19 protein-coding genes are annotated in these 25,367 nt (G+C 41.4%); all 19 read left to right on the top strand.

Features of this window, described 5'->3' with window-relative positions:
- Positions 1–8: 8 nt before the first annotated feature.
- Complete coding sequence (locus QP794_RS17765) at positions 9–2,129, top strand: HAD-IIIC family phosphatase (protein ID WP_285078295.1); 2,121 nt, start codon at positions 9–11, stop codon at positions 2,127–2,129.
- Positions 2,122–3,339: an ACP S-malonyltransferase gene (locus QP794_RS17760; RefSeq protein WP_285078294.1), complete on the top strand. Its 1,218-nt coding sequence runs from the start codon at positions 2,122–2,124 to the stop codon at positions 3,337–3,339. Before QP794_RS17765 ends, QP794_RS17760 begins: the two co-directional genes overlap by 8 nt.
- 26 nt (positions 3,340–3,365) lie before the next feature.
- Positions 3,366–6,839 carry a condensation domain-containing protein gene (locus tag QP794_RS17755; RefSeq protein ID WP_285078293.1) on the top strand — a complete coding sequence of 1,158 codons (3,474 nt, stop codon included), beginning with the start codon at positions 3,366–3,368 and terminating at the stop codon, positions 6,837–6,839.
- Between the two features lie 61 nt (positions 6,840–6,900).
- Positions 6,901–8,814, top strand: coding sequence for an asparagine synthase (glutamine-hydrolyzing) (asnB, locus tag QP794_RS17750; protein ID WP_350338878.1), 1,914 nt, complete (start codon positions 6,901–6,903; stop codon positions 8,812–8,814).
- 9 nt (positions 8,815–8,823) lie between these two features.
- On the top strand, positions 8,824–10,674 hold the full coding sequence (locus tag QP794_RS17745; protein WP_285078291.1) for a non-ribosomal peptide synthetase: 1,851 nt from the start codon (positions 8,824–8,826) through the stop codon (positions 10,672–10,674).
- Positions 10,655–11,644, top strand: a complete 990-nt coding sequence (locus QP794_RS17740) for a C39 family peptidase (RefSeq protein WP_285078290.1) — start codon at positions 10,655–10,657, stop codon at positions 11,642–11,644. Before QP794_RS17745 ends, QP794_RS17740 begins: the two co-directional genes overlap by 20 nt.
- Complete coding sequence (locus QP794_RS17735) at positions 11,634–12,374, top strand: thioesterase II family protein (protein ID WP_285078289.1); 741 nt, start codon at positions 11,634–11,636, stop codon at positions 12,372–12,374. Before QP794_RS17740 ends, QP794_RS17735 begins: the two co-directional genes overlap by 11 nt.
- Positions 12,375–12,376: 2 nt before the next feature.
- Complete coding sequence (locus QP794_RS17730; RefSeq protein ID WP_285078288.1) at positions 12,377–12,631, top strand: acyl carrier protein; 255 nt, start codon at positions 12,377–12,379, stop codon at positions 12,629–12,631.
- 10 nt (positions 12,632–12,641) lie between these two features.
- Positions 12,642–14,390, top strand: a complete 1,749-nt coding sequence (locus QP794_RS17725; protein WP_285078287.1) for an ABC transporter ATP-binding protein — start codon at positions 12,642–12,644, stop codon at positions 14,388–14,390.
- Positions 14,391–14,402: 12 nt separating this feature from the next.
- Positions 14,403–16,139, top strand: a complete 1,737-nt coding sequence (locus tag QP794_RS17720; protein WP_285078286.1) for an ABC transporter ATP-binding protein — start codon at positions 14,403–14,405, stop codon at positions 16,137–16,139.
- A gap of 2 nt (positions 16,140–16,141) precedes the next feature.
- Positions 16,142–17,236, top strand: a complete 1,095-nt coding sequence (locus QP794_RS17715) for a hypothetical protein (RefSeq protein ID WP_285078285.1) — start codon at positions 16,142–16,144, stop codon at positions 17,234–17,236.
- Complete coding sequence (locus QP794_RS17710; RefSeq protein WP_285078284.1) at positions 17,236–18,246, top strand: phosphotransferase; 1,011 nt, start codon at positions 17,236–17,238, stop codon at positions 18,244–18,246. The genes QP794_RS17715 and QP794_RS17710 overlap by 1 nt, the downstream gene beginning before the upstream one ends.
- A gap of 143 nt (positions 18,247–18,389) precedes the next feature.
- Positions 18,390–18,545, top strand: coding sequence for a hypothetical protein (locus QP794_RS33185; RefSeq protein ID WP_350338879.1), 156 nt, complete (start codon positions 18,390–18,392; stop codon positions 18,543–18,545).
- Positions 18,514–18,651: a hypothetical protein gene (locus QP794_RS17705; RefSeq protein ID WP_285078283.1), complete on the top strand. Its 138-nt coding sequence runs from the start codon at positions 18,514–18,516 to the stop codon at positions 18,649–18,651. The genes QP794_RS33185 and QP794_RS17705 overlap by 32 nt, the downstream gene beginning before the upstream one ends.
- A 324-nt stretch (positions 18,652–18,975) precedes the next feature.
- Positions 18,976–20,088, top strand: a complete 1,113-nt coding sequence (locus QP794_RS17700) for a glycoside hydrolase family 43 protein (protein WP_285078282.1) — start codon at positions 18,976–18,978, stop codon at positions 20,086–20,088.
- A 51-nt stretch (positions 20,089–20,139) separates the two neighbouring features.
- Positions 20,140–21,984 carry an RICIN domain-containing protein gene (locus tag QP794_RS17695; RefSeq protein ID WP_285078281.1) on the top strand — a complete coding sequence of 615 codons (1,845 nt, stop codon included), beginning with the start codon at positions 20,140–20,142 and terminating at the stop codon, positions 21,982–21,984.
- Between the two features lie 304 nt (positions 21,985–22,288).
- Positions 22,289–22,468, top strand: coding sequence for a tryptophan RNA-binding attenuation protein (locus QP794_RS17690; RefSeq protein ID WP_285078280.1), 180 nt, complete (start codon positions 22,289–22,291; stop codon positions 22,466–22,468).
- Between the two features lie 274 nt (positions 22,469–22,742).
- Complete coding sequence (locus QP794_RS17685; protein ID WP_483311922.1) at positions 22,743–23,579, top strand: alpha/beta hydrolase; 837 nt, start codon at positions 22,743–22,745, stop codon at positions 23,577–23,579.
- A 168-nt stretch (positions 23,580–23,747) separates the two neighbouring features.
- Entirely contained in the window at positions 23,748–25,331 is a 1,584-nt protein-coding gene (locus QP794_RS17680) for an AraC family transcriptional regulator (RefSeq protein WP_285078279.1), read from the top strand.
- Positions 25,332–25,367 lie beyond the last annotated feature (36 nt).

Below are 25,367 nucleotides of genomic sequence, written 5' to 3'. Positions count from 1 at the left end.
GGGTTATATTGACAATTGCAGAAGAGAACACTCGTAAGTTAGTGATTACATCGACTTTTGAATCGGACCCTATTGTGCCGCATATGGAATGGTGGGCAGAAAGAATGTTACCTTTCAAACTGAACGTTACGCTCCATAAGCAGCGGATGTTGCCTGATTTGTTATACCCTAGAAGTCAGTTCATGAACTCATTCGATTATCGCGTTGTTTTTAATAGATTTGAGGATTGGATTCGTGACGATGACCACATGATGGAACCACAAAAATGCGAAAAGTTAGAGTATGCCTTTAAAGAAACATTAAATGCTATTGAGAGTGCCTCCCAAAAGGAGGCGCTCATCGTAGCCATCTTCCCTATATCCACCGAAGCAGGTTTAAGTAACACGCTATTTAGCTATATTACAGAGTTGAACCAACGATGGAGAGATGCTCTAAGTGGCATTTCCGGTGTTCACCTTGTGGATTTTGAACGCAGCCAAAAATTGTATGTCATTGAGAATCCGTTCGATTATGTCAAGGATAATCTGGCGCAGATGCCATTCTCCCAGTCGTTTGATGCAGTAATGGGGGCTTATCTCATAAGACAATTGCACGCTTTGAATAATCAGAAATTCAAAGTCATTGTCCTAGACTGTGATAATACATTATGGGAAGGTATATGTGGTGAAAACCAGTTAAATGTAGGAATAGATATGCCGTTCCAATCACTTCAGCAGACCATGATTTCCAAAATGGAAGAAGGCATGCTCTTGTGCATAACCAGCAAAAATAACGAATCAGATGTGTGGAATGTGTTCGAAAACCATAAGGATATGTTACTGCAAAAAAAACATTTCGTAAGTTGGAGGATTAACTGGAAGAGCAAGGCAGAAAATATTCGCGAGATTGCCCAAGAGTTGAACCTAGGAATGGACAGCATCATTTTCATAGATGATAGTCCACATGAGTGTTTAGAAGTTATGAATCAACTGCCTGAAGTTTTGACTCTAAAACTGCCAAAAGATAAAATGCAAATTCCTGCGTTTTTATCCCATGTATGGGCATTAGACAAGTTGTTAATTACAAATGAAGACCGAAAACGCACCCAAATGCAGCTGACCAATGTACAGCGGAAAACATTGGAAACAAAGTCGCCAGAAGATTATCTGAATGAACTGGGTCTCCAATTGTATATGGATGTGGCCGACTCTAGTATGATTCCAAGACTGGCACAATTGACTCAACGAACCAATCAGTTCAACTCAACCATTATCCGAAGGTCGGAAAAGGAAATGTATGAATTGATGCAAGATCGGAATTATGTCTGTTGGGCGATTGAAGTTACAGACCGTTTTGGATCATACGGCCTTACGGGGTTAATCATTACTAAAATGATGCATGAAGCATTGATTATTGATACCTTTTTGCTGAGTTGCCGAGTCCTTGGAAGAGGTGTCGAGGTTGCAGTATTCTCTTTGTTGAAAAAGTTTTGCTTGGAACGGCAACTAACCAAAATTGAACTTGTATTGATTAACGGAGATAAAAATAAGGCCATCCATCAATTTATACGAGATAACGATTGGATGGAACATGAGGTAGTGCATGAAGGAGAGCGAGTGATTACGATACCAGTGTCACGTATACCCGATGAAGTAAGCCATATCGTTTGTGTATATGGACAAGGTTTGGACGACGAATACTTGGAGAATGTGGAGCCAGCAAAGGAAACTGAAAGCAAAAGCGAGTGTATCGAATCTGTGGGTGAGTGGGATATATTCATTAATAATGAGAAGGAACTAACTCATGCTGAACAATATATCCCGCTCCTACATAGTCAACCAACTGAGTTGAAATTTTTGCCTATGGAATCCAGGAGAGTAGAGCACGTTCAGCAAGAGGGACTTTCTGAACTTGAAAAATTTGTAGAAAATGCCATGTACAACGTTTGGGGAGAAAATGCTGTTTCTTGGAATGACAGACTTAATCTGAATAGTGAGGAAGTTTGGCATAAGTTTGCATTCCTATCCGAAATCTATCAAAAATTCGGTGTTGTCTTGCCAGAAGAAAAATGGGAAGAGTTCATCACGCGAGGTGATATCATCGATTTTCTCAAATTGGAATTGAGAGGAATGGACCCGTATTATGTATAAAACAATGATTCTTTTTCCCGGTCAAGGAGCACAGTTTACCGGTATGGGGAGAGCCCTTTATGACCATTACCCCATTATAAAAAGAACATTTGATGAAGCAAGTGATATCCTGGATTTTTCAGTGTCTAATCTATGTTTTAGTGGAACGTCAGAACAATTAAAGAGAACAATAAATGCCCAAATTGCTATTTTTGTGTTAAGTGTCGCAGCATACCGTCAACTTCAGAACATGCATCAATTGGCCCCCGAAATTATGGGGGGCCATAGTTTAGGTGAGTATTCTGCGCTTGCATCTTCTGGAGCCGCATCGTTCGAAGACTTACTTCGCGTTGTACATTATCGCGCGCAAGTCATGGAGGAAGTAGCCGACTCGGGGAACGGAGCCATGTTTGCCTTAGAGTACGAAGCAAAAGACTTGCAGCATATTGAACAGGAGTGCGCTGATTTACGCTTAAACGATATGCAGATTTGGATTGGGGCGTACAATTCGGCTAATCAGATTGTGCTGACAGGTAAGAGAAGTGATCTTATGAGTGCAGAGACAAAATGGAAAGAGAGAGGTTATAAGGTGATTCCTCTTCAGGTTTCGGGTGCTTTTCACAGTCCATTGATGCACGAGGCAGGAGAACTTCTTGGAAGGCGTTTAAGAACAATAGAATGGAGCCCTCCACGATGCACAATTATCTCTAATGTAACGGGTCAAGCTTATACGGGCGCTGATTGTATCGTGGAAAACTTGGAAATGCAACTGACCAAACCTGTGTTATGGACAAAATCGATGGAAATGGCCGTTAGGCATGGTGTTACACACCTAACGAGTATGCCGCCTAAAAATATCTTTCAGAAGATGCTTCAATATATGGAAGGTGTAAACGTACATGCACTATCTAGCGTGGATGATTTCGAAAATTATCAAAAGAATGATGAATCAGAAATGTATAACCATCTATTGTCTATTGCAGCTGGTACTCGGAATTACAATAAAGATGTAGCTGAATATGATCGGACAGTTGTGCGAGCATACAAAGAGTTAGAGGCCATAAAATACAGCTTTTCAAGTGCACCGGGAACTGCTGAAGATCGAATCCATCGAGCGGGTCTATTGTTCTTAACGATTCTTGAAAATAAGAAGATACCTATGGAGAGGAAAACAACGATCCTCCATGCCCTCCATCGCAAATATAACTTGAGAATAGAAAGCCAGGGTTAAACATCGAGCCAGAGGAGGAAGCCACGATGATCAAATTGACTGACCTTAATATAAAACCAGCTAACGCCCCACTCAATGAAATGACCATTCAGAAAATGGACAATAAAGACATTGCGATTATTGGGATGGATGGATATTTCCCAGGCGCGGATTCCTTAGATGAATTCTGGGCAAACCTTCGTGAAGGCAAAGATCTGATCGGTGAGTTGCCGGAATGCAGAAAGAAAGATGTAGACGACTATTTAAAGTATAAGGACATCGAGAATCCCCAGTATGTAAAAGCTGGGTTTTTAAATCAAATCGATAAGTTCGATTATCCCTTTTTTGGACTATCGCCAGCTGAAGCAAAAGCAATGGACCCCAATCAACGATTGTTTCTGGAGGTAGCATGGAGAGCTATAGAAGATGCGGGGTATGGAGGAAGGAAGTTGAGAGGAAGCGAAACCGGAGTGTATCTCGGTTTTAGCGGCAACGCTGGAGGGCTATATCAAGATTTTGTGCAGGATATCGCTCCTGAATTAGAAAATGTCGCAGGTAGCCTGAATGCGATCATCGCCAGCCGAATTTCCTACGTTTTGGATTTGAAGGGACCGAGTATGGTAATTGATACCTCTTGTTCATCTTCACTAGTTGCAATTCATACTGCAGTTCGAGCGATAAGAAACGGGGATTGTACGGCCGCTATATGCGGCGGAGTGAATCTGAGTATTTTACCGACAGAAAGTCAAAGCCAGATCGGTATAGAATCCTCTACGTCCCGGGTTCGTGCTTTCGCGGAGGGGGCAGATGGAACCGTGAGTGGGGAAGGAGTAGCTGCCCTTATATTAAAGCCGTTACTTGCAGCTAAAAATGACGGTGACCATATCTATGCGATTATCAAGGGAAGCGCAACAAACCAAGATGGTAGATCCGCTGGAATAACGACGCCTAATGTAACAGCGCAGGAAGAAGTGCTGATTAAAGCGTGGAAAGATGCTCGAATCGATCCGAGTACCCTATCTTATATTGAAACTCATGGGACAGGTACAAAGATCGGAGATCCTATTGAAGTTGAAGCTTTGACAAAAGCAATGAGAAGATTCACAGATCAAAAACAATTTTGCGCCATAGGATCTTTAAAATCTAATATTGGTCATTTGGATGGAACGGCCGGAATTGCAGGAGTTATTAAAAGTGTGTTGTCTTTGAAAAGGAGAGCGATTCCTTCTTCTCTACACTTTGATTCTCCTAATGAACTGATTGATTTTATTAATTCTCCCTTCTACGTGAATCGGGATTTCTCTTTATGGGAAGCAGGTTCCGGCATCCGGCGTTGTGGAATCAGTGCCTTTGGTATGAGTGGGACGAATTGTCATCTTGTCCTTGAAGAGTATGTGGAGAACGAACAAAAGAGTGCAATTATCGAAAAAACAAGTCAAACCTCGTTTGAGTTTTTAACTATTTCTGCTCACAATTACAGTACACTAGTTGAACTGATGAACGCCTATGCTTTGTTTTTGTCTTTAAATCCAGATGTTGACTTGAAAGCGCTGTGTTATACAATTAATACGGGCAGGGGACAGTATGCGGAGCGAGTATTAATTATGTTCCATAATTATGAAGATCTTATCCAGAAATTGGAGTCGATCCGCTTAAATCCGCAAAACAACGAGATGGAGCATGTGTACTATACTAATCCTGCGGCGGAAACGCCGTTACTGTTTCATCCGTTAGCGTTATCTGACTCAGTAAGTACGCTATTGCATAGCTACTTGCAAGGTGACCAGGTTCAGCTTGAAAGTCTGTATGAGAAACCAGTGCATAAAATATCATTGCCTGTGTACCCATTTGAAAGAATTCGATGTTGGTTGGATGTAACAAACCAGCATCCACGGAATAATTCTTCCAATGCAGGAGACGCCGATACGATTCAACAAAAGGTGATCCAAATTTGGAAAGAGGTCTTAGGATACAGCGAAATCAATGTAGATGCAAATTTTTACGATTTGGGTGGAGACTCTATAATTGCTTTGAAAATCATCAATAAATTAAGAGACCAACTTCATATAGATCTTGAAATTAGCCAATTATTAGTGAGTCCGACACTTTACGAGTTCGCAAGTTATATAGAATCACAATGGGACAAGAAACAGATGGTATCCCTCGACCATATTCATCGAACCCATAAAAAAGAAGAATTTATATCTCTTACGTATGCACAGAGAGGGATATACTACGCCCTTCAAAGAACAAAGATCAATACAAGCTACAATATGCCTGGCTCCCTGGACATTTATGGGACCTTGGATGTAGAGAGAGTGGAGCGCTCTCTTCAAGAACTGGTTCTTCGACACAGCCAAATACATGCATCGTTCCACTATATTAATGATATGGCTATGCAAAGGATCGAAAAACACGATTTGGTCATTGAATACTTACATTTGGAAACCCAATCAACCATGGAGTCATTATATAGAAATTTTGTACGTCCATTTGATATTACGAGCGATTTTTTGTTTCGGGTGGCTATAGTAGAATGTGCGGAGACACATCATTGCCTCTTTTTCGATGTACATCACCTTGTATCAGACGGTGTTTCTATGAATATTCTAATGGAGGATTTTGTTGATTTATATCATGGTCGTCCGATTGAATTTAGCAGGTATACCTATGAGGATTATATAAACTGGCAGAAAGGTGAAGAAGGGAAACAGACGCTAAGGAAACAACAGCAGTTTTGGAGAGAACAATTCAAGGACGGAGTCCCTCTTCTTGATATGCCCACAGACTTTAGCCGTCCGAATGTAAGAAAGGGTACCGGGCAAGATTTACGAATGGATATACCCACCTCTTTAATTAGAAAAATTAAGGACATTGCCCATGAGGAGCAAACGACCTCGTATACTGTGTTGCTCTCAATATATGTATTGTTATTGCACAAGTACGCAGGGCAAGAAGACTTGGTTGTAGGTACACCGACTTCAGGGCGATTCCGTAGTGAGTGGGATAGAATTGTTGGAATGTTCGTTAACACGCTTGCACTTCGAATGAAAATAAATAAAGAGAATACATTTAGGGTGTTTTTGCAATCTGTTCGTAAAACAGTTCATGATGCACTCAATAATCAGAGTTACCCTTTTGAACTCTTGGTTGAAGAGATTGATTACTCTACTCCATTAAATCGAAACCCGCTATTCGATACGATGTTCATCATGCAAAACAATAAGTCTAGCATTGGAGATATCGAGGATTTATCATTCATAAGCAAACCTTTTGTCAATAATACTGCTAAATTTGATTTCAAAATGGAAATCTATGAACAAGATGAGCAGATGACGATTGTATTTGATTACAGCACAGAGTTATATCACGAAGCTACTGTGAAAGCATGGTTAGATGATTATATTTTCTTAATAAATCAAACATGCGGAAATATGGATCAACGCATTGTTGAGCTTGAGCTAACGGGAAGTGAGAAAAGTAAACAGACCATGATCAATTTTAATGACGATCTGACCTAGTCATGGGTCATAAGCAGCTACATTGGATTAGAATTCACTTCTGATTGAATCGTTCTCATTGATGTGGAAGTCTCATCGAAGAAACTATGCAGAATGTGTGGAGGGTCATATGTGCGGAATATGTGGAGTATATAACATGCGTTTTAAAGAACAAGTCATCGTTCCAGGTACGTTGGAACAAATGACGCAAGTTCTTCATCATCGGGGCCCTGACGATCATGCTAAATATATTGGGAATCGAGTTGCTTTTGGATTCACTCGCCTTAGTTTGATGGATTGGGAACATGGTCAGCAACCGTTTTTTAATGAAGACGGCACAGTTATTGCTATATGCAATGGTGAAATTTTTAACTATGAGAGCTTGAAAAGCTCCTTACAATCTGAGGGGCACGTTTTACACACAAAATGTGATATGGAAATTATTCCTCATCTATATGAAAAATATGGTATGAAGTTTATGCAATATATAAACGGGCAATTTGCTATTGCATTATATGATTCAGTTCGAGAAGAGATGTATTTGATTAGAGATCAGGCAGGAATATGCCCTGTGTTCTACACGGTGAATAACGATGACTTTATTTTTGGATCGGAGATCAAATCCATCCTCCATCACCCATCTGTGGAAAGAAAAGTAGACTTGGTTGCTTTAGATCAATTACTGACTTTTCCCAGTATTATAGCTCCCAGAACATTATTTCATGGAATTTCCAGCTTGGAAAGCGGACACTATTTACATATTACTGGTAACCGCATGGAGAAGGTTCAATATTGGGATCTCGTTTATCCCAAGTCGCACGAAATAGAAGATTCATTGTGCGAGGAGCAGGATTACATTGAAGAACTGGACCATATTTTTTCCGAGGCTGTTGGAACTCGGCTAACGGCTGACTTCCCGGTAGGACTTTATGTCAGTGGGGGGTTGGATTCTTCCATGATTGCTTTGAAAGCTTCTCAACTTTCACCATCGCCAAGGAAGTCGTTCTCCGTTACATTTGCTGATAAAAGTATGAATGAGTCTATCTATCAGAAGTTAGTTGTCGATGAGATTAAATCGGAACATTTCCAACACGAATTCGATATTCGTGATATCACTAAACATTTGAAAAGTGTGGTTTGGCATTCGGAAACAGCACTTAAGGAGAGTTATAATACAGCGTCCTATATGCTGTCCAAGCTGGTGAACCGTGAAGGTATTAAAGCGGTCTTAACCGGTGAAGGAGCAGATGAACTTTTTGCAGGCTATGTAGGCTATCGGTTTGATCAATTTAATGCCAAAAAGGGGACTCATTCCATCGCTGAAGAGGAGGTTGCCATACGAGAAAGGTTATGGGGGGATGGCAGCTTTTTCTATGAACGGGACTATAGTCAACTGAGACAATTGAAGTTAAGGCTATATGGGGAGAAAATACTTCCTGACATTGAATCCATAGATTGTCTCCGGTATCCTGTAATCTCTAAAGAGAAGATTGCGGATATCCACTTGCTGCATAAACGTTCCTACATCGATTTCAAGTTGAGACTACCGGAACATCTATTGGCAGGTCATGGCGATCGCATGGCATATGCGCATTCGGTTGAAGCACGTTACCCGTTTCTGGATTATAAGTTGATGGAATTTGTCTCCCGAAACTTGCCACCTCACTTAAAGCTTAAAGGGTTTAATGAAAAATATATTCTCAAAGAAATAGCACGAAGTATGGTTCCTAACGAGATTATCAAACGGCCGAAATTCGCTTTTGTCGCCCCCGGAAGTCCCGACTTAATTAGAGAGGCAGACGAGTATTTGATTAACCTCCTCTCTAAAGAGCGATTAACGAAGCAAGGCTACTTCAATCCAGATTTTGTGCATGAATTGGTGGAGCAGTATAGTCGTAATGATTTCAAATTAAACCTCCCTTACGAAAGTGACATACTTATCATTATAATTACTTTTTGTGTATTTTTAGATGTGTTTGATATGCCTGACTTATAAAAGAAATGGGTGATCGGATTGGATGACAAGGTTCGGAATACGATTCAGAACAGAATATCAGAAAGTTTCGCACAATATAAGGACTACTGTGCGGTGGAATATTTAAGTCGTCATATCACGTATTCAGAGTTATATAAGGACATGAATCGAATCACACAGTGGCTACACGTGAACAATGTTGAGAAAGGCACATTTGTTGGTGTGTGCTTCCAGGATCGTTATATGGTAATTGCATCTATGCTTGGAATCTGGCAAGCCGGTTGTGTATTTGTGCCGCTTGATGCAGACTATCCAGACCAAAGATTGTTGTCGATGGCGGTCGCTTCCGATTTGAAATTGGTCATTACAGATTCTATGCTTGGACTTGTTTCACTGGAGCAAGCCGGGCTTAGGGTTCTAACGCTAAATCGAAAGCAATTGGACGATTTGTTATTTTCCGAACCATTGGAATCCGTTCAATATGATGAGGATGATGCAATATATATTTACTTCACATCGGGAACAAGCGGAACTCCCCATGCCATACTCGGTAGAAACAAAGGGCTCACTCATTATGTAGAGTGGGAAACTAGTGAATTCGAGTTATATAGAAAAAAGGTAAGTCAACTCACTTCTCCAGGTCATGATCCATTCTTTAGAGATATTTTAGTGCCCTTGTTATCAGGGGGGACAATCTGCATTCCCGAATCTAGGATGACTCTTCTGAACACGAATCAGTTAATGGATTGGCTAGAAAATAGCGGAGTTCAGTTAATTCATTGTACACCAAGTTTGTTTAAGAACCTGACTGCTTTCAAGCCCAACAGAGAGCATTATAAGAATTTGGAATATATCTTTTTGGCAGGAGAAGAGATCGTTCCGCAAAAGCTGAAATCTTGGTATGAGGCCATTGGAGATCGGGTACAGCTTATTAATCTGTATGGACCTACTGAAACGACCTTGGCTAAATTGTTTTATAGAATCAAACCCCAAGATGTGTATCGAGCTAGTATACCCGTCGGTCAACCTATATCCGGAACTCGTGTCATTATATTGAATGATGATTTGCAGATTTGTCCAGTTGGAACAAAAGGTGAAATCATTATACGTACTCCGTATCGAAGTTTAGGGTATCTCCATGAGGAAGGTCTCAATCGCGAAAAATTTATACAGAATCCTTTTTCAGAGCGCGACAACGATTTGGTTTACAAAACTGGAGATATTGGAAGATCATTACCCGACGGGAATATTGAGTTTTTAGGGCGAAAAGATAGACAAGTCAAAATTAGAGGGCATCGGGTTGAATTAGCTGAGGTTGAGCGAGTGATCATGGCTTCCGGTCTTGTGAAAGACGTCGCTGTTATAGTGAAAGAAGCACCTTCCGAGGAGTTAGTTCTCATTGCTTACGTTATTCCGAATACGGAAATTAGAGCAAATGACGAACCTGTGTATCCATACGAAACCTATATCAGAAAAGTTGAGAACCATTTATTAGAACCAATGATTCCTTCGTACTTTATTGAGCTTTCTAAATTTCCTATTAACGCGAATGGAAAGATTGAGTATTCAGCTTTGCCTGAGCCTGAGATGGTCGAATATGTTTCGCCAGTCGGTCGCTTTGAACAAGAAATCTCCGAGATCTGGACGGAAATTTTGGGGGTTGAATTCATTGGAAGAGAGCATCACTTTTTACATTTGGGCGGAAACTCTATCAATATTATGAATATGATCGCTAAAGTATACGAAAAATACGAGGTGGATTTAACACTGGAAGTTATTTTTGAAAATTCTCGCCTCTCTGATATTGCTCGGTATGTAGAAGCGGAATATGTGGAAAGAAAAGAGGCGGGAGAGGAAGTTAATGGCATTAAAAATCATTAAGGAGATTAAGCCGTTCAACCAATTTTTTTACAAAAGCTGTTTTTATAACGCCCTTTTCTCCGTGCTGGAATGGATGGATAGAAGCATCTATCCACATATTTCTAATGATATTATGTTTTATAGTCAGAACGAAGAAGTGCCTGGCATGCTGGATATGACATATTATCCTTTTCGAGATCCGGAATTAATATTTAAGGAAGAAAACTATGAAGTCTGCACAAGCCGGCAACAAGAAAATATTATAGAATACCTTGTCAGTTCAATACATCAGAATAAACCTGTTATTATATGGGTCGATTGTTTTTATGAAGATATTCGATTGGATATGTATCACAAGGAACATTGGGCCCACACGTTATTGATTGTTGGTTACAACGATGATACGAGGCAGTTTGCTATTATGGAACACTCCAACAAAGAATCCCTAAATTATGGATTGAAATGGATTTCTTATGCCAGTCTTAAAGAAAGCTACGATGCTTTTTTTCAACTGGATCATGCGGATGAGAATCTTATTTCCACCTATAGGTTTGAATCGAAGCAAGAGCCTTTTGTCTCTGATTGGATCGAAACATATGAATACAACATATTTAAACATCGCGCTAAGTACACAGAGGGTATCAAACAAATGGAACAATATTCGGCTTGGTTTGGAGAAAAATGTCTAGAAGAGGGTGAGATACAGGTATATGCCGAGTCCATATTTCTAGGATTTAATCGCATTGTTGCAGCCAAACAAGTAGAGTGTGCGAGGTACTTTTATTTTGATAGTAAAGCAGATCGGCTTCAGACAATAGGAGAAATATTGGACGCATGGAAGAATATCCGGGCAATTTGGGGCAAATTATATTTTTCCGATATGTACTCTCCCAATCAATTGATGGCTTCCAAAGACATCTTAAACAGAATCGTGGAAATGGAGACGAGACTGATTAAAATTAATGGATGGGAGCACATCAATGAATACTGAAATGAAACCAATATTATTTTGCATTCCTTATGCCGGTGGAAGCTCCTCTATTTATTATAAATGGAAAAAGGAATTAGAGAGCAGTATAAAGGTTATTCCGCTGGAAATGAGTGGTCACGGAAGCCGTCTAAACGAACCACTGTATTCCAATATTGATGAAGGTGCGCAAGATTTGTTAAGCCAATTAAAGAGAGGGGATATAGATACACCTTATATTATATTTGGCCATAGTTTGGGAGGAATGTTGGCTTACGAAGTTTCTAGAAAAATTCAAATGAATGGTGATCCTCCACCAACTCGCATCATCATATCAGGATGTTTGCCACCAGGTAAATTCGGGACTTCCAGGCAAGAAAGAGTTAAAGATATGGACGACGGTCAACTAATAGAAACACTAAGGGATTTGGGAGGCACTTCGGAAATGTTGCTTGAGGAACCAGAGCTCCTTCGTTTGTTTTTACCCATTATCCGAAATGATTTCCATATAGTTGACAACTATCAGCATATACCAACAGATCCTCTTAATATTCCATTGTCGGTGTATATTGGAGAGCGGGATGCACCTTGTGACCTGAAGTCGGTGATGGAATGGCAACATTTTACTACTCTTCCTTGCACGGATGTTAAGGTTTTTCGAGGTGGTCACTTCTTCATTCATGAAGATGAGCAGTCAGTTCTCCAGCAAATCTCAGTTGAAACGAATAACTTATCATGTACAGGGAGTGAATAAATATGAAGAACATAGAGCAACGTTTTTTAAATGTGATCCAAAAAGAATTTCCGGAGGCAGATATTGAATTTTCCATGGATACTAACTTGATCGAGGCAGGAGTAAATTCAATCAGTTTTATTAAGCTTGTAATTCTCATCGAAAATGAATTTGATATTCAATTCGAAGAAACCAAATTAGACTTAAATTACTTTCCAACCATTAGAGAAATCTTAGAGTATATTGAACAACAATCCAAAAGTGAAGATACGAACTAGAGGAGCCGAGATGGGAAAGACAGCCGTGTATTCGACACGTAAAACGTTTGTCAGACTAATCAAACATTCTAAAGCCTATGTTTTTCATTACCTCTGTTTATTGCTTATCATCTCATGTTTAGCCTTTGTTAACATAGGATACCTTGAATCTATCCGTAGAATCATATCAGGTGCAACTACAAAATCCCTTGATAGCGTTTATATGGGTGCCATTTTGGCGATAGGTGCAACAATTGTACAAGTTTTGTTAGGTCTTTTACAGGGCAGAGTCATGATTCGAGTAAAAAATAAATCTGTAACCGCTATGCAACATAGTGTCCTGAATCAATTGCACGGTAAACAGCATGAATCCTTAGAAGGCTATCATAGTAGCGATCTTGTGGGTAGACTACTTCATTCTGTCGATAAAGCTCAATCAGGTGTAAATGAAAAATTTCTGGTTTTTTTCCAAAATGGCTTACAAGTAATTTTAAGCTTAGCCTATTTCAGTTGGCTTAACCTTCCACTGACGATTGGATTGATTGGCTTTACTTTACTCTACCCGATCATCACGTATCCCATTTCACGTGTTCTGCGAAAGAATTACGACCATCAGGGTGATGAGATTGCTCAAAGAGATGTAGTTTTGCAGGAAGCGGTTCAGGGAGTTGAAGAAGTTCGGACATATCAATTGCAAAATTATTTTCAAAATGTACTAGAAGGCAGGTTAAACAAGGTTCTAATGCGGACCCTTAAAATCTCCTTGTACGAGAGATCTGTCGATTCTCTGAATCGATTTGCTACCTTTGGTGGTATGATTTTCACGTTGGGTTTTGGTGGGTATCAAGTCATTCAAGGGGAGTTACTTGCAGGGACATTAGCTACATTTGTGGTCACCAGCGGTCAACTTATCAATCCTCTATTGTCCATATCCAGTTTGTGGACTGAGATGATTCAATCTATTACACAAGCACAACGAGTTTTCACCATTAGTGATCTGCCAGAGGAAAATAATAAAACTTTCACTGGAAATTCGAGCTCCGTTTCTCAAACTTCCCACTCTATTATGTTTAGTAACGTAGGTTATCGTTATTCGAACGGAAATAATGGGGTGAAGAATATATCTTTTCAAATAGAAGCAGGTCAGATGCTGGCCATTGTCGGACCAAGTGGAGCAGGAAAATCGACTTTGATGAAGTTAATGTTACGACTGTATACTCCTTCAGAAGGCGTAATAAAAAGTGGTCAAGTGTCCATAACAGATATGGATCTTAACGAATGGAGATCTAGTCTGGGTTATGTCTCCCAGGATGCAATCGTTTTTAGTGGTTCTGTTAGAGAGAATATCTGCTTTGGACTAAGCGATATATCTATGACCGAAGTGGAGAATGCAGCGAAGCTTGCACATTTGCATGATCGAATTTCAATGCTCCCTCAAGGTTATGAGACATGTATTGGAGAGCGTGGAGTTCAGCTATCTGGAGGAGAGGTTCAGCGGCTTGCACTTGCAAGGGTATATTTACGGAAATCACCTATCCTGTTATTGGATGAACCGACTTCCGCATTAGACCTTGAAAATGGAATAAAGTTCAGGGAATCACTGGATCGTTTAGTTCAAAGCTGTACAACGATTGTCATAGCTCATAATTTGGATACAATACGCTCTGCGAACAAAATTGTCTACATGAACGAAGGAACTATTGAAGAAATGGGGAGCCATGAAGAACTGATGAATAATAAAGGGAAGTATTATCGACTTATACAGAGCAAGGTTTTGTGAGGGGGAAGGTACTTGGAACTTCGTTTTAGCACACGACAGACCGTATCTCTTATATGGTCTTACACTAAGAAATACGGAATTTTGCTTGTGTTTCTTCCTTTTTTAATGTTAGTTGATGTCATTTTTGAATTAGGCGTTGCGAAAATCCAGGGATTATTTATCGACACGGCAACCAGCAGTACTAAAGAGCACTTATTTTATCTTGTTCAAATTGTGGTCGCTTTATTAGTTGCAGGTATCCTGTTATTGGCTGTGCATCGTCATATTATTGTCAAAATTTTGGGCTATGTCCATCGTGATTTAACGTTGAAGTTGTTTGCAGTACTAAATCATATGCCTTATGAAGAAATAAAGAAATATCATTCTGGCGAGCTCACTTCACGCTTAAAAGAAGATATTGAACATGGTTCGCAAATTATTGAAGCTATAATTGAATTTATCACCGTGTTGTTGCTCATTATCTTATCTTTTGTTTACTTGATTCGGATTGATCTGGTATTGGCATTGTTGGGGGCAGTGGGTTCCCCGGTTCTTTTTCTGATTGGTCGTATATTTGATCAGAGGATTCGATATCAGGCTAGTCGTGTACAGGAAGATGAAACAAAGTTAAGAGAAACATCACAAGAATTTATTCAAGGTTTGCCAGTCATCAGAATGTATGGTGCAAAATCTCTTTACCTCAACCAGTTTATGGAACAAAGAGGAACACTTAACCAATCCCAAACGAAGCTTGCCATGTCCAACGCAATGAGTCGGATTTTTACGGAAAGAAGTTTTCAGCTCGTGTATGTAACCGCTCTGATCTTTATAGCTATTGCGGCTTCCAGAAATACGTTAACGCCAGGAGCCATAGTGACATTCAGCGTTCTATTTGAATTAGTGATATGGCCCGTAATCGGGTTGTCTGATCAGTATAGTCGTTTACAAGAAGGAGTAGGAGCCTTTCAACGCATTAATAAGTTTTTAAATACAAAAACAAGCACAAATGAGAACGAAACCGTTCACTCGGATGATAGGAAACCAATTCATGAAGATACGATAATCTTTATGAGAGATGTCTCTTATCAGCCTCAAAATAGTGAACAAACGATTCTAGAACACATCAATTTTGAGTTGAAAAAAAGAGAAAAAGTTATTGTTATAGGAAGTAGTGGCTCGGGTAAATCGACATTCTCGAAAATATGCTCTGGACTTTACCAACCTACCAGTGGCGAATTCAGATCAGCAATTGATAAGTCCGTTTACGTTGGTCAATCAATATTCTTGTTCTCAGGTACAGTAGGCGAGAATATTAAATTAGCTATGGACGAAGCCACGGAACTGGATATTCTCCATGCAGCCTCCTTGGCGGGAATGAACGAAGATATTGAACGTTTGCCTCTGTCTTATGATACATCCTTAAGTGAGAAGGGAGACAATTTCTCTGGTGGGCAGAAACAGCGTTTAGGCTTGGCGAGGGCATTTATTCATCAGAATAGTCCGTTGGTAATTATGGACGAACCCACCTCAGCATTGGATCAAGGGAAAGAACAAATCATAATAAATGCCCTGGAGACTTTCCTGCAAAATAAAGCTGCAATACTGATTACCCATCGTTTGAATCTAATTCCTTTGGCAGATCGCATTATCCTCATGGAGGATGGTCGAATTGCTGAGGATGGGACTCACGACGAACTAATGAAGTTAAATGGAAAGTATCGAACACTCCATGATTTGCACCATAGTCTCGAAGATTTTATAGAGGAATGAGGATGGAAATGGGGAAAATAGAATTACCTGTTAAACCTTACAACGAATTATGGATAGATTGTGTTTCCAACAACATGTTAAGTGTTTTGAGCGCACATAACGAAGAATGGACCTATTTACCTTGCTTTTCAAAAGCTTATTATGCCAAGCGAATGTTGATTCCAGAAGTAGCGAGTGAAGAAGACTTCAAGCTTTACATGCATGAAGGATGGCTTACATTGCAGGTACAGTATCTTTTGCCAGATCTCCAGAATTTTTTTGAATTCAATAATTTACAGGTGGAATCGCAAATTGAAACATTCAATACGATAAAACGAAAATTGAATCAAGGCTACTATGTATCTATCGAACTGGATCGTTTTTATTTTTCTGGCGGTATTGAATATAACAAGAAACATTTAGTCCATCCTACTTTAATCTACGGATATGATGAAAAACAACATTCTTTCTTGCTATTAGAGGATTGTGTGCAACTCGGCCATTTACAAGAATATCGTCTATCTTATTCCGATTTCACGTTGTCTTACCAAGCTTTGGAGGTCGAACTTCAACAGAACAAGACGGTTTTTCATGCTTTTAAAATAAAGCCATTCGAGCAATCTGAATTTTTGCTAAATAATATAAGGGAGACAACTATTGAAAACTTAAACTTCTATTTGTCAGGTTGCCGTCAAGATTATGAGGATATTTTCTATGATGAATATGGTATTAATGCGATTCGATGTTATGCGGATTACGTCGAAGATATCGTTTACGCAGCACATCACAAAGAACATTTATATCATATTAGTAAAATGCCGTTTAACATGCAGAAAAGGAACTTGCTCTTAATTGAGTTAATGCATCAGTTCAATATTATTAACGACGAACAAAATAGTTTATTGAAAAAAAAATATGAAGATCTTAAAGTGCAGTGGCAACTGCTAAAGAATAAAATTTTGTATTATAGAGAGTCAACTGGTTGCAACTCCCCTACAATTATGGATTTCAGAGAAAGATTGCTTGTATTGTACCTCAAGGAGAAGGAGGCTGGTTTGATTTTTCTAGCTTGCTTAGAGAAGAATGAAATCATTTCTGGAAAAGGAGCACAACAATAATGAATAAACAACCTATTGCTATGCGATCCATACTTAATCCTAATTATCTTAAAGATGTATTAGAAAGCCAATACAACTTGGGACCATGGCTTTCCTGTGTGTATTGGTTAAGGGGGCTAAATGATACTTATCGGATACAAACGGATACTGATACTTATATTTTGAGAATTTATCGTACAGAAGTTACAGAGGACGATGTTATATATGAATTGTCGGTACTGGCTCAGTTAAAAGATATTCTACATCATTCAACACACGCGGACATCGCTGAACCCATTTGCAAAATAAATAATATGGCATATAGTGTTCTGAGAGCACCTGAGGGCGCGAGAATGGCTGTTATTTTACGATATATAGATGGGGTAGAAAATATATTAAATGATGAAGAATCCTGTTATATATTTGGTCGATCTGCTGCAGTCATTCACAACGCATTAGATCAAATCGTTGTCCCAAAAGAACGTTCAAGCCTTGATATGGGTGCTTTAATATGGAAGCCCCTTGAAAATATCATTCAGTATATTGGAGAGGACCATCCAGAGGTCGCGTTTCTCAAAGCTTATGCTGATGCATTAAGTCAGCGTGTGAAGTCAATCTCTTCACAAGGATTAGATTGGGGATTGTGTCATGGGGATATGCACGGTAATAACAATGCTTTTCAACAGGGCCAATCATTCGTACATTATGACTTCGAATGGGTCGCAACAGGATGGCGTGCATACGACCTTGCACAAGTACGTATTCGTAAGAGACAGTCAGAGGATAGGAAAGACTTGCTTTGGCAAAGATTATTGGAAGGTTATCGTTCAAAGAGACCGTTATCTGTCGGAGATGAAGAAGCTGTAGAAGTGTTCGTTTTGGTAAGACGCTTTTGGGTTATGGCTCTCGATGTCATGTTTATTCCAAGCGATGCGGGGGCATTGGATTATGGGGATGATTGGTTAAATGAGTTTATAGAAGAATTTAGAAACAATGTTATAGGTTCGTCCATTTGTACTGACAATTTTTGATTTTTTAATAAATTGTAATTTGTTCATTTTTTCTTCGGGTTATTCGGTGGTAGTGCATAATTGTTAAAACACCTACAGTTTTGTACCGCTGGCGTTTCGTGAAGCCTACTGTTTCCGTTTCCGAGAACCCTAAGGTGAACCTGATGCTTCGCCTGACAGGTATGAGCAAAGGAACCATTCACCTGAACGGACATCATCTGGGCCGACACTTGAAGATTGGTCCGCAGGAGGATTACAAGATTCCAGTAGCCTGGCTACAGGAAGAGAATGAACTACTTTTTATTCGAAGAAGAAGGTAGAATACCAGAACGGGTACGATTCGCTATCCTGGGTTATCGTGGAGAAGATCATGCATTGGACGTAGCCGTCGCACCGATTCTAGCCATGCTTGGGAAAGATAATTGAATCGAGATTGAGTTGGAGCTGCATTTTATAGGAATGAGTCCTAGTACAACCAATTCACATTAGCATGCCAGAGATAAATCAACGAGAGATGGATTAGGACTCGAAAATAGCATCATACAACGAAAAAATGTACCTTTTACCGCAGGCATATCACCTCATTTTCTTAGTCAAAATAATTCGGGTCATGAACCTTCGGATTCAATCTTGTGAGTGATTTGGGCTAAGAAAATGGGGGGACTGTGGTGAATAGATCAGTAATGAGCAGATATACGGTTTTCAGTTCATTTATTGTAATCGTTTATATAAAGAACAATTGTTCATCCCATGATCTATGAAGGGAATATTCTGATCCGTGATCCCAGCATTATGAAGCATACGGATGGGCTGTATTATGTCGTTTATACTACGAACTGGTCAGGCAATACGATCGGCATCGCATCCAGCCCGGATAAGGTGAACTGGACGTTTGTCCGCAATATTACGCTATCTGCACCCACCACGATTGCACATACCTGGGCACCGGAATGGTTCAAAGACAGCAATGGCAGTCTGAACATCATCGTGTCCATCTCCCCAGGCAACTATGAGAACTTCAAACCTTATGTCATCACGGCAACCAATGCAACGCTGTCTTCCACAACATGGTCTGCTGCCACAGAGCTTGCAGGCATTGCACCCAACTACATCGATACCTTCATCGTTAAGACCGGATCAACCTATCACGCATTTACGAAGAATGAGACCACCAAATATATCGAATATGCTACAGCTACTTCTCTCACCGGACCTTACACGTTCAAAGGAACAGGCGATTGGGCCGGCTGGGGCTCATGGGTAGAGGGACCTGCGCTCGTCCAGCTGGATAACGGTTCCTGGCGAATCTATTTTGATGCTTATTCCACGCAAAAATATTATTACAGCGACTCTGCCGAAGGGTTCCAGACCTGGAGTACAAAGCAGGAGCTTGCCGGTCTGACTGGATTGGTTCGGCACATGACTGTGTTGAAGGAGACAGGACAGCCAGGCGATATTCGAAGGTTGGAATCGTACAATGTGCCCGGCAGCTATATCCGCCATTACAACTATCAGGCCCAAATTGACACCAATGTCAGCCCCGCGGTGGATTCACAGTTTCGCATCGTTCCTGGATTGGCTGATTCATCAGGGGTATCGTTCGAGTCCATCAATTATCCGGGCTACTTCTTGAGGCATTACAACTATGACATTGTACTTGTGAAAAATGATGGCAGTGCAACCTTCAAAAGTGATGCCACGTTCAAGCGTGTTAATGGTCTTGCCAACTCTTCCTGGACTTCTTATGCATCCTTGAATTACCCTGACCGTTACTTGAGACATGTGAACAGCGTGCTTCGATTGGAACCGATCGTAACGGCAGTTGACAAGTCGGACGCCACCTTCAGGGAGATTGCACAGTAAAGCGTGAAAAGGTTCAATTAAACTCATTTTACTTCTGAAGGAGTGAATCGAATGAAATGGTTGAAACGAATGGCGGCTCTGTTGATGACAGGCAGTTTGCTCACAGGAAGTCTGGGCTTGGGTACGGAAGCATCCGCTGCGGGTTCTTATACAGCCACGGCTGATCCTTCGAAGCAATATCAGACGATCGAAGGTTGGGGAACGTCCCTTGCCTGGTGGGGGAAGGTGGTTGGAGAGTACTCCAATCGGGATGAATATGCGGAAAAGATGTTTAGCCCTACCAACGGGCTCGGTCTGAATGTTCTTCGTTATAACATTGGAGGCGGCGATAATCCTATATCGAATGTTCTGGAATATCGCAAAGCCGTGCCGGGATATCAGCCTTCCCCGGGCGTGTATGACTGGAATGCAGATGCCAATCAGAGGTATATGCTGCAAGCAGCCAAATCATATGGAGTTAACGTCGTTGAAGCCTTTGCGAACTCTGCTCCCTACTGGATGACGATTAGCGGAAGTGTATCTGGTGCGGCGAATGGCGGCAATAATCTCAAACCGGATTATTATGATGATTTTGCTGATTATCTCACAGAGGTCGTGAAGCATTTCCGGGATAACTGGGGCATCACGTTCGATACGGTAACCCCGCTTAATGAACCGATCTCCACTTGGTGGAAGCTGGGCAATAATCAGGAGGGCATGCACTTTGATCGGGCAGATCAGAACAAGATTCTGAGCCAGGTGCAATCTTCACTTACAGCAAAGGGATTGTCAACAAAGCTGAGCGCGCCGGAAGAATACAGTCTGGATGACACAACCACTTCATTCAACAGTTACAGCAGTGCTGTGAAGTCTGCGATCAGTCAGATTAACACACATACCTATGGGGGAAGTAATCGGGCAACGTTACGGAATACAGCGACTTCAGCGGGAAAACATCTCTGGACCTCAGAATATGGAGACGGGGATGCCAGTGGACTAACGATGTCACGCACGATTCTCAAGGATATACGCAACATGGGAGCGAGTGCGTGGGTGTATTGGCAGGCTGTAGATAGTGCGGATGGATGGGGATTTTTCAAAAACGTACTGAATAACACGCAAACGACCAGCTACACCGTGAATCAGAAATATTATGTCATGGGCAACTACAGCAAGTTTATTCGTCCCGGAACCAAGATCATCGGCATGAGTGATGCCAATACACTTGCCGCCTATGATGCTGCTTCCGGAAAAGTTGTGCTGGTGACTACCAATTCGGATTCGAGTGATACAGCGGTGACGTATGATTTGAGTCAGTTTACAAGTGTTGGATCGTCTGCTCAAGTGTATCGGACATCCTCTACGGAGAAGTTGCAGCAATTGACCAACATCAACATTCAGAATAAAAAGTTTACAGTGACCGCCAAGGCGGGCTCGGTTACGACCTATGTCATATCCGGTGCGACGTATAATGGCGGCACAGGATATGAATCCGGGGCGATCTATAAGCTGATCAACCGGAACAGTAGTCTCGCTCTGGATGTGAATGGGGCTTCCACTGCTGGGGGTGCAACGATTATCCAGTGGAACGACAATGGTGCAGCGAACCAGCAATGGAAGTTGGAGTCTGCGGGCAACCGTTATTATAAAATCCGTAACGTAGGCAGTGGTCTGCTGCTGGACGTGAATCAGAGCTCTACTCAAGGAGGAGCAGCCTTGATTCAGTGGCAGGATAACGGTGGCAACAATCAACAGTGGTTACCGGTGGATGTTGGAGGATATCTTGTGCTTGTGAACCGCAATAGCGGCTTAACCGTTGACATCAATCAGAGCTCTACGACCGCAGGTGCTTTAACTATCCAATGGGCGGACAATGGTGGAGCTAATCAGCAATGGAGCTTGGTCAAGGTGAATTAGAAATGAGTGTGCGGAGTGCTGAATTGAATTAAACTTTGTTAATGGTACTCCTTTCTTGATCATGGTGCTCTATCCTCACTGCATGGTTCAAGAAAGGAGTTCACCCGCTACATGGAATCGGGTTAGTTCACTTTTAATATATAACAAAGCCGGATTCCATCAGGAGTGCCGGCTTTGTGACGCTCTCAATAGGTTCTACTGTAGGGACCGGTGCTAATAAAAGGGACCTTAAGTTGTATAAGTAATTTACTTTTGATATGTTATTCAAAAGTGCAACAAATCCTACAAAAGGAAGGGGTTATTTATGTCAGTAGTTATAGCAACAGACGATTTGGAGCTCCCTTGTCCTAACTGCAATAGAGAAAAATATGTTATTACTAATGATAAAAAAGAACCTTGCACGAAATGTGATGGTAAGGGAGTTATACTAACTGCACTTGGGCAAACGTTACTTCACTTTTTCAAAAAACATTCTCAGTCATAAAGTTCTCATAGACAGAGAACGAATGTCGTATCGCAGCAAAAGGACTAGCACAACAGCGAGTCCTTTTTGTTATGCTTCAGCATAATTATGGGAATACCATAAGCCTTGGTTACCATGGTCACAAGAAAGCCGGACGATGATCTGGCTTTGTGGTGATGCGTTCTTCAAAACGGTGCATTTTCCATATGGAAATAGGTGATTCATCCATGGAAGGCAGAACCGACCTTGGATATAATCGGATACTAAAGCCGCAGCAACGAGGAGGAATACTTCATTGAGACAAGTGACGAGACATGACGGAATAGAACCGGAGGTAACTTTGCCGGGAACAGCCTTTTACCGCACGCGTGCAGAACACACTGAAAGAGAGTACGAAATCAGAGTTTGGGTGCCGGATAGCGCTCCGCCAGCTTCCGGGTATCCCGTGATCTACCTGCTGGATGCGAATGCGGTGTTTGGTACAATGGTTGAAGCCATGCGCGCACAGTCTTTGCGTCCAGAGAAGACCGGGGTTGTACCGTCAGTGATTGTTGGGATCGGGTATACAGCCAGCGAGCCCTTCCCACCGGACAGGCACTATGATTTTATGATGTCGGTTCCCGAAGAGGAATTACCCCGAAGGCCGGATGGAGCAACCTGGCCGGAGCATGGCGGCGCTGAAGCATTTACCCAATTTATCGAAGCGCAATTGAAGCCAGATATTGAACGACGATATGCCATTGACCGGAGCAGACAGTCTGTTGTGGGACACTCGCTGGGCGGGTTATTTGTTTTACAATTATTACTGGATCATCCGGGAACATTCCGAAATTATGTTGCAGGTAGTCCATCTCTTCATTGGAACTTGGCATGGATCGCCCGACAGCAAGAGACGTTTGTTTCCCGTATGACGGATAAACATTCGGAAATTCACGTTTTTCTTGCAGCAGGAGAGCTGGAGGGGAGTCATCCCAGCGGGGTTATTGAACGTTCCCGAGCTTTTACCCAATGGTTGAACCGTACTGATTCAAGGGTAGTCCGAGCTGATTTTATCTGTTTTGAAGATGAAGGTCACGTTTCTGTATTACCTGTGTTTATAGGCAGGGCACTGCGATTTGTATCCACCGATTGAATAGGTTAGTGGCATCATGAAAGAACTGGTGGATATGAGGGCCTCCGAAAATTTGATATACTGAAAATAGGTATTGAGAATGATTATCAAATGGAGGCCTATAAATAGATGATTACCCCTTACTTATACTCTAATCAAGAAGTGAATACCTCGTATCCACTCGACAGATTGACCATAAAATTACGTGATGTGGAGAAAATGAAATCCACGTCCGACTGGAATATTCCCCAGCAACATACCTCATCTTATGTGCTTGTCATGGTCACAGGTGGTGAAGCCTTATTGACATTGGATCGGGGTTCTATCCATATCCATGCACAAGGCGTATATTCCTGTGTACCCGAATCCACTTTTGGACTGACCTCTTTCGGAGATGAAGGAGCCGAAGTAACAATTGTGCGGTTTGACCTTTATCAAGAGCTTCATGATGATCCTGACATCCTGCATGTGGTTAAAGATACCCCGATGTTCAGATCTGGCAAGGAGCTTGCCGTGTCACCAACCGTTCAGCTCTCATTTATGTGCGAAGAAATACACAATATGTGGAATAGTGGCAGAGCCATGGGGCATTTTCAGGCACATGTACAGTTTCTCCAATTGCTTGCAAGCCTTACGGAAGCATCACCTCCGATCAAGGAAGATTCCCAGATGTTGATTCAGCGAACCAAAGATTATATTGATGAGCATTCCAATGAGAATCTAACTGTGGAATATCTGGCAGGCATGGCCGGACTGAGTCCGAAATACTATGTGGATCTGTTCAAGCGAAGATATGCAATGAGTACAACCGATTATATCTCTTCACTGCGCATGAACCGGGCAAAGCAACTGATGGCCGGTACTGAAATGCGTCTGCGAGACATTGCCCATCAGGTTGGATACCAGGACGAATTTTATTTCAGCCGCAAATTCAAAAAAGCCATGGGAATATCGCCTTCGGTATATATGAACAGCCGCCGCCGTAAAATTGCCGCCTATCACATTGCAATTACAGGACATTTACTGGCTCTAAACATGATTCCTTATGCGGCACCACTGCACCCGAAATGGACATCGTATTATTATCGAATGTATGGCAAGGACATCCCTGTACATCTGAGTGCCTATCGAATTGATTTGGAGTGGCAATCCAAAATTCAGGCTCTGCAAGAGCATCAGCCGGATCTGATTATTAGTTACGACCATTTACGACCTGAGGAGAAAGAAATGCTTGAAGGTATTGCGCCGGTTCATTACCTCACAGTCTCAGATCACAACTGGCGATCACAGCTTCAGATTCTGGCTGAACATCTGGGGGCACAGCAAGATGCCAAGAGTTGGCTGGAAACTTATGATCATAAGGCGGATCAGGTCAAAATGATGATGCAGCAGAAGCTTGGCAACGAAAAGGCTGTCGTTGTCCGTTTGTTAAAACATCAGTTCACCCGTTATTGTTCACCTTCCATGCTGGAAGTGTTATATGGTGATTTGGCAGTCCAACCAGCACACACCAGTGAAGAAGGGGAAATATATAACGAGCCGATTACGCTGGAACAGTTAAATGAAATGCAGACGGATTGGATATTTCTGATGGTATGTCAGGAGAGTGAGACGTTGTCCTTCTGGGAGGATGTGCAGAAAACATCCTTGTGGCAAAATATAAAGTCCGTTCAGAATAACCGCTTGTTCATCATTACGGCTGATCCCTGGCTTGAGAACTCGCCTCTCGCCAACGAACGCATCCTGGATGATCTGATGAATCGCTATCGGTGAAAAATCCATAGAGATTCAGGACAGAGTCCATGGTTC

Source organism: Paenibacillus sp. UMB7766-LJ446 (genome assembly GCF_030226665.1).
Taxonomy (GTDB): domain Bacteria; phylum Bacillota; class Bacilli; order Paenibacillales; family Paenibacillaceae; genus Paenibacillus; species Paenibacillus vandeheii.
The sequence above is the reverse complement of the archived record's forward strand: the minus strand, read 5'-3'. Positions and strand labels throughout refer to the sequence as shown.

What these genes read in the sequence shown, in the direction of transcription:
- QP794_RS17730 (WP_285078288.1), top strand. Translation starts at nt 12,377, where the DNA reads ATGAAGAACATAGAGCAACGTTTTTTAAATGTGATCCAAAAAGAATTT.
- asnB (WP_350338878.1), top strand. Translation starts at nt 6,901, where the DNA reads ATGTGGAAGTCTCATCGAAGAAACTATGCAGAATGTGTGGAGGGTCAT.
- QP794_RS17690 (WP_285078280.1), top strand. Translation starts at nt 22,289, where the DNA reads ATGTCAGTAGTTATAGCAACAGACGATTTGGAGCTCCCTTGTCCTAAC.
- QP794_RS17735 (WP_285078289.1), top strand. Translation starts at nt 11,634, where the DNA reads ATGAATACTGAAATGAAACCAATATTATTTTGCATTCCTTATGCCGGT.
- QP794_RS17725 (WP_285078287.1), top strand. Translation starts at nt 12,642, where the DNA reads ATGGGAAAGACAGCCGTGTATTCGACACGTAAAACGTTTGTCAGACTA.
- QP794_RS17715 (WP_285078285.1), top strand. Translation starts at nt 16,142, where the DNA reads ATGGAAATGGGGAAAATAGAATTACCTGTTAAACCTTACAACGAATTA.
- QP794_RS17760 (WP_285078294.1), top strand. Translation starts at nt 2,122, where the DNA reads ATGTATAAAACAATGATTCTTTTTCCCGGTCAAGGAGCACAGTTTACC.
- QP794_RS17705 (WP_285078283.1), top strand. Translation starts at nt 18,514, where the DNA reads ATGAACTACTTTTTATTCGAAGAAGAAGGTAGAATACCAGAACGGGTA.
- QP794_RS17700 (WP_285078282.1), top strand. Translation starts at nt 18,976, where the DNA reads ATGATCTATGAAGGGAATATTCTGATCCGTGATCCCAGCATTATGAAG.
- QP794_RS17710 (WP_285078284.1), top strand. Translation starts at nt 17,236, where the DNA reads ATGAATAAACAACCTATTGCTATGCGATCCATACTTAATCCTAATTAT.
- QP794_RS17740 (WP_285078290.1), top strand. Translation starts at nt 10,655, where the DNA reads ATGGCATTAAAAATCATTAAGGAGATTAAGCCGTTCAACCAATTTTTT.
- QP794_RS17755 (WP_285078293.1), top strand. Translation starts at nt 3,366, where the DNA reads ATGATCAAATTGACTGACCTTAATATAAAACCAGCTAACGCCCCACTC.
- QP794_RS17695 (WP_285078281.1), top strand. Translation starts at nt 20,140, where the DNA reads ATGAAATGGTTGAAACGAATGGCGGCTCTGTTGATGACAGGCAGTTTG.
- QP794_RS33185 (WP_350338879.1), top strand. Translation starts at nt 18,390, where the DNA reads ATGCTTCGCCTGACAGGTATGAGCAAAGGAACCATTCACCTGAACGGA.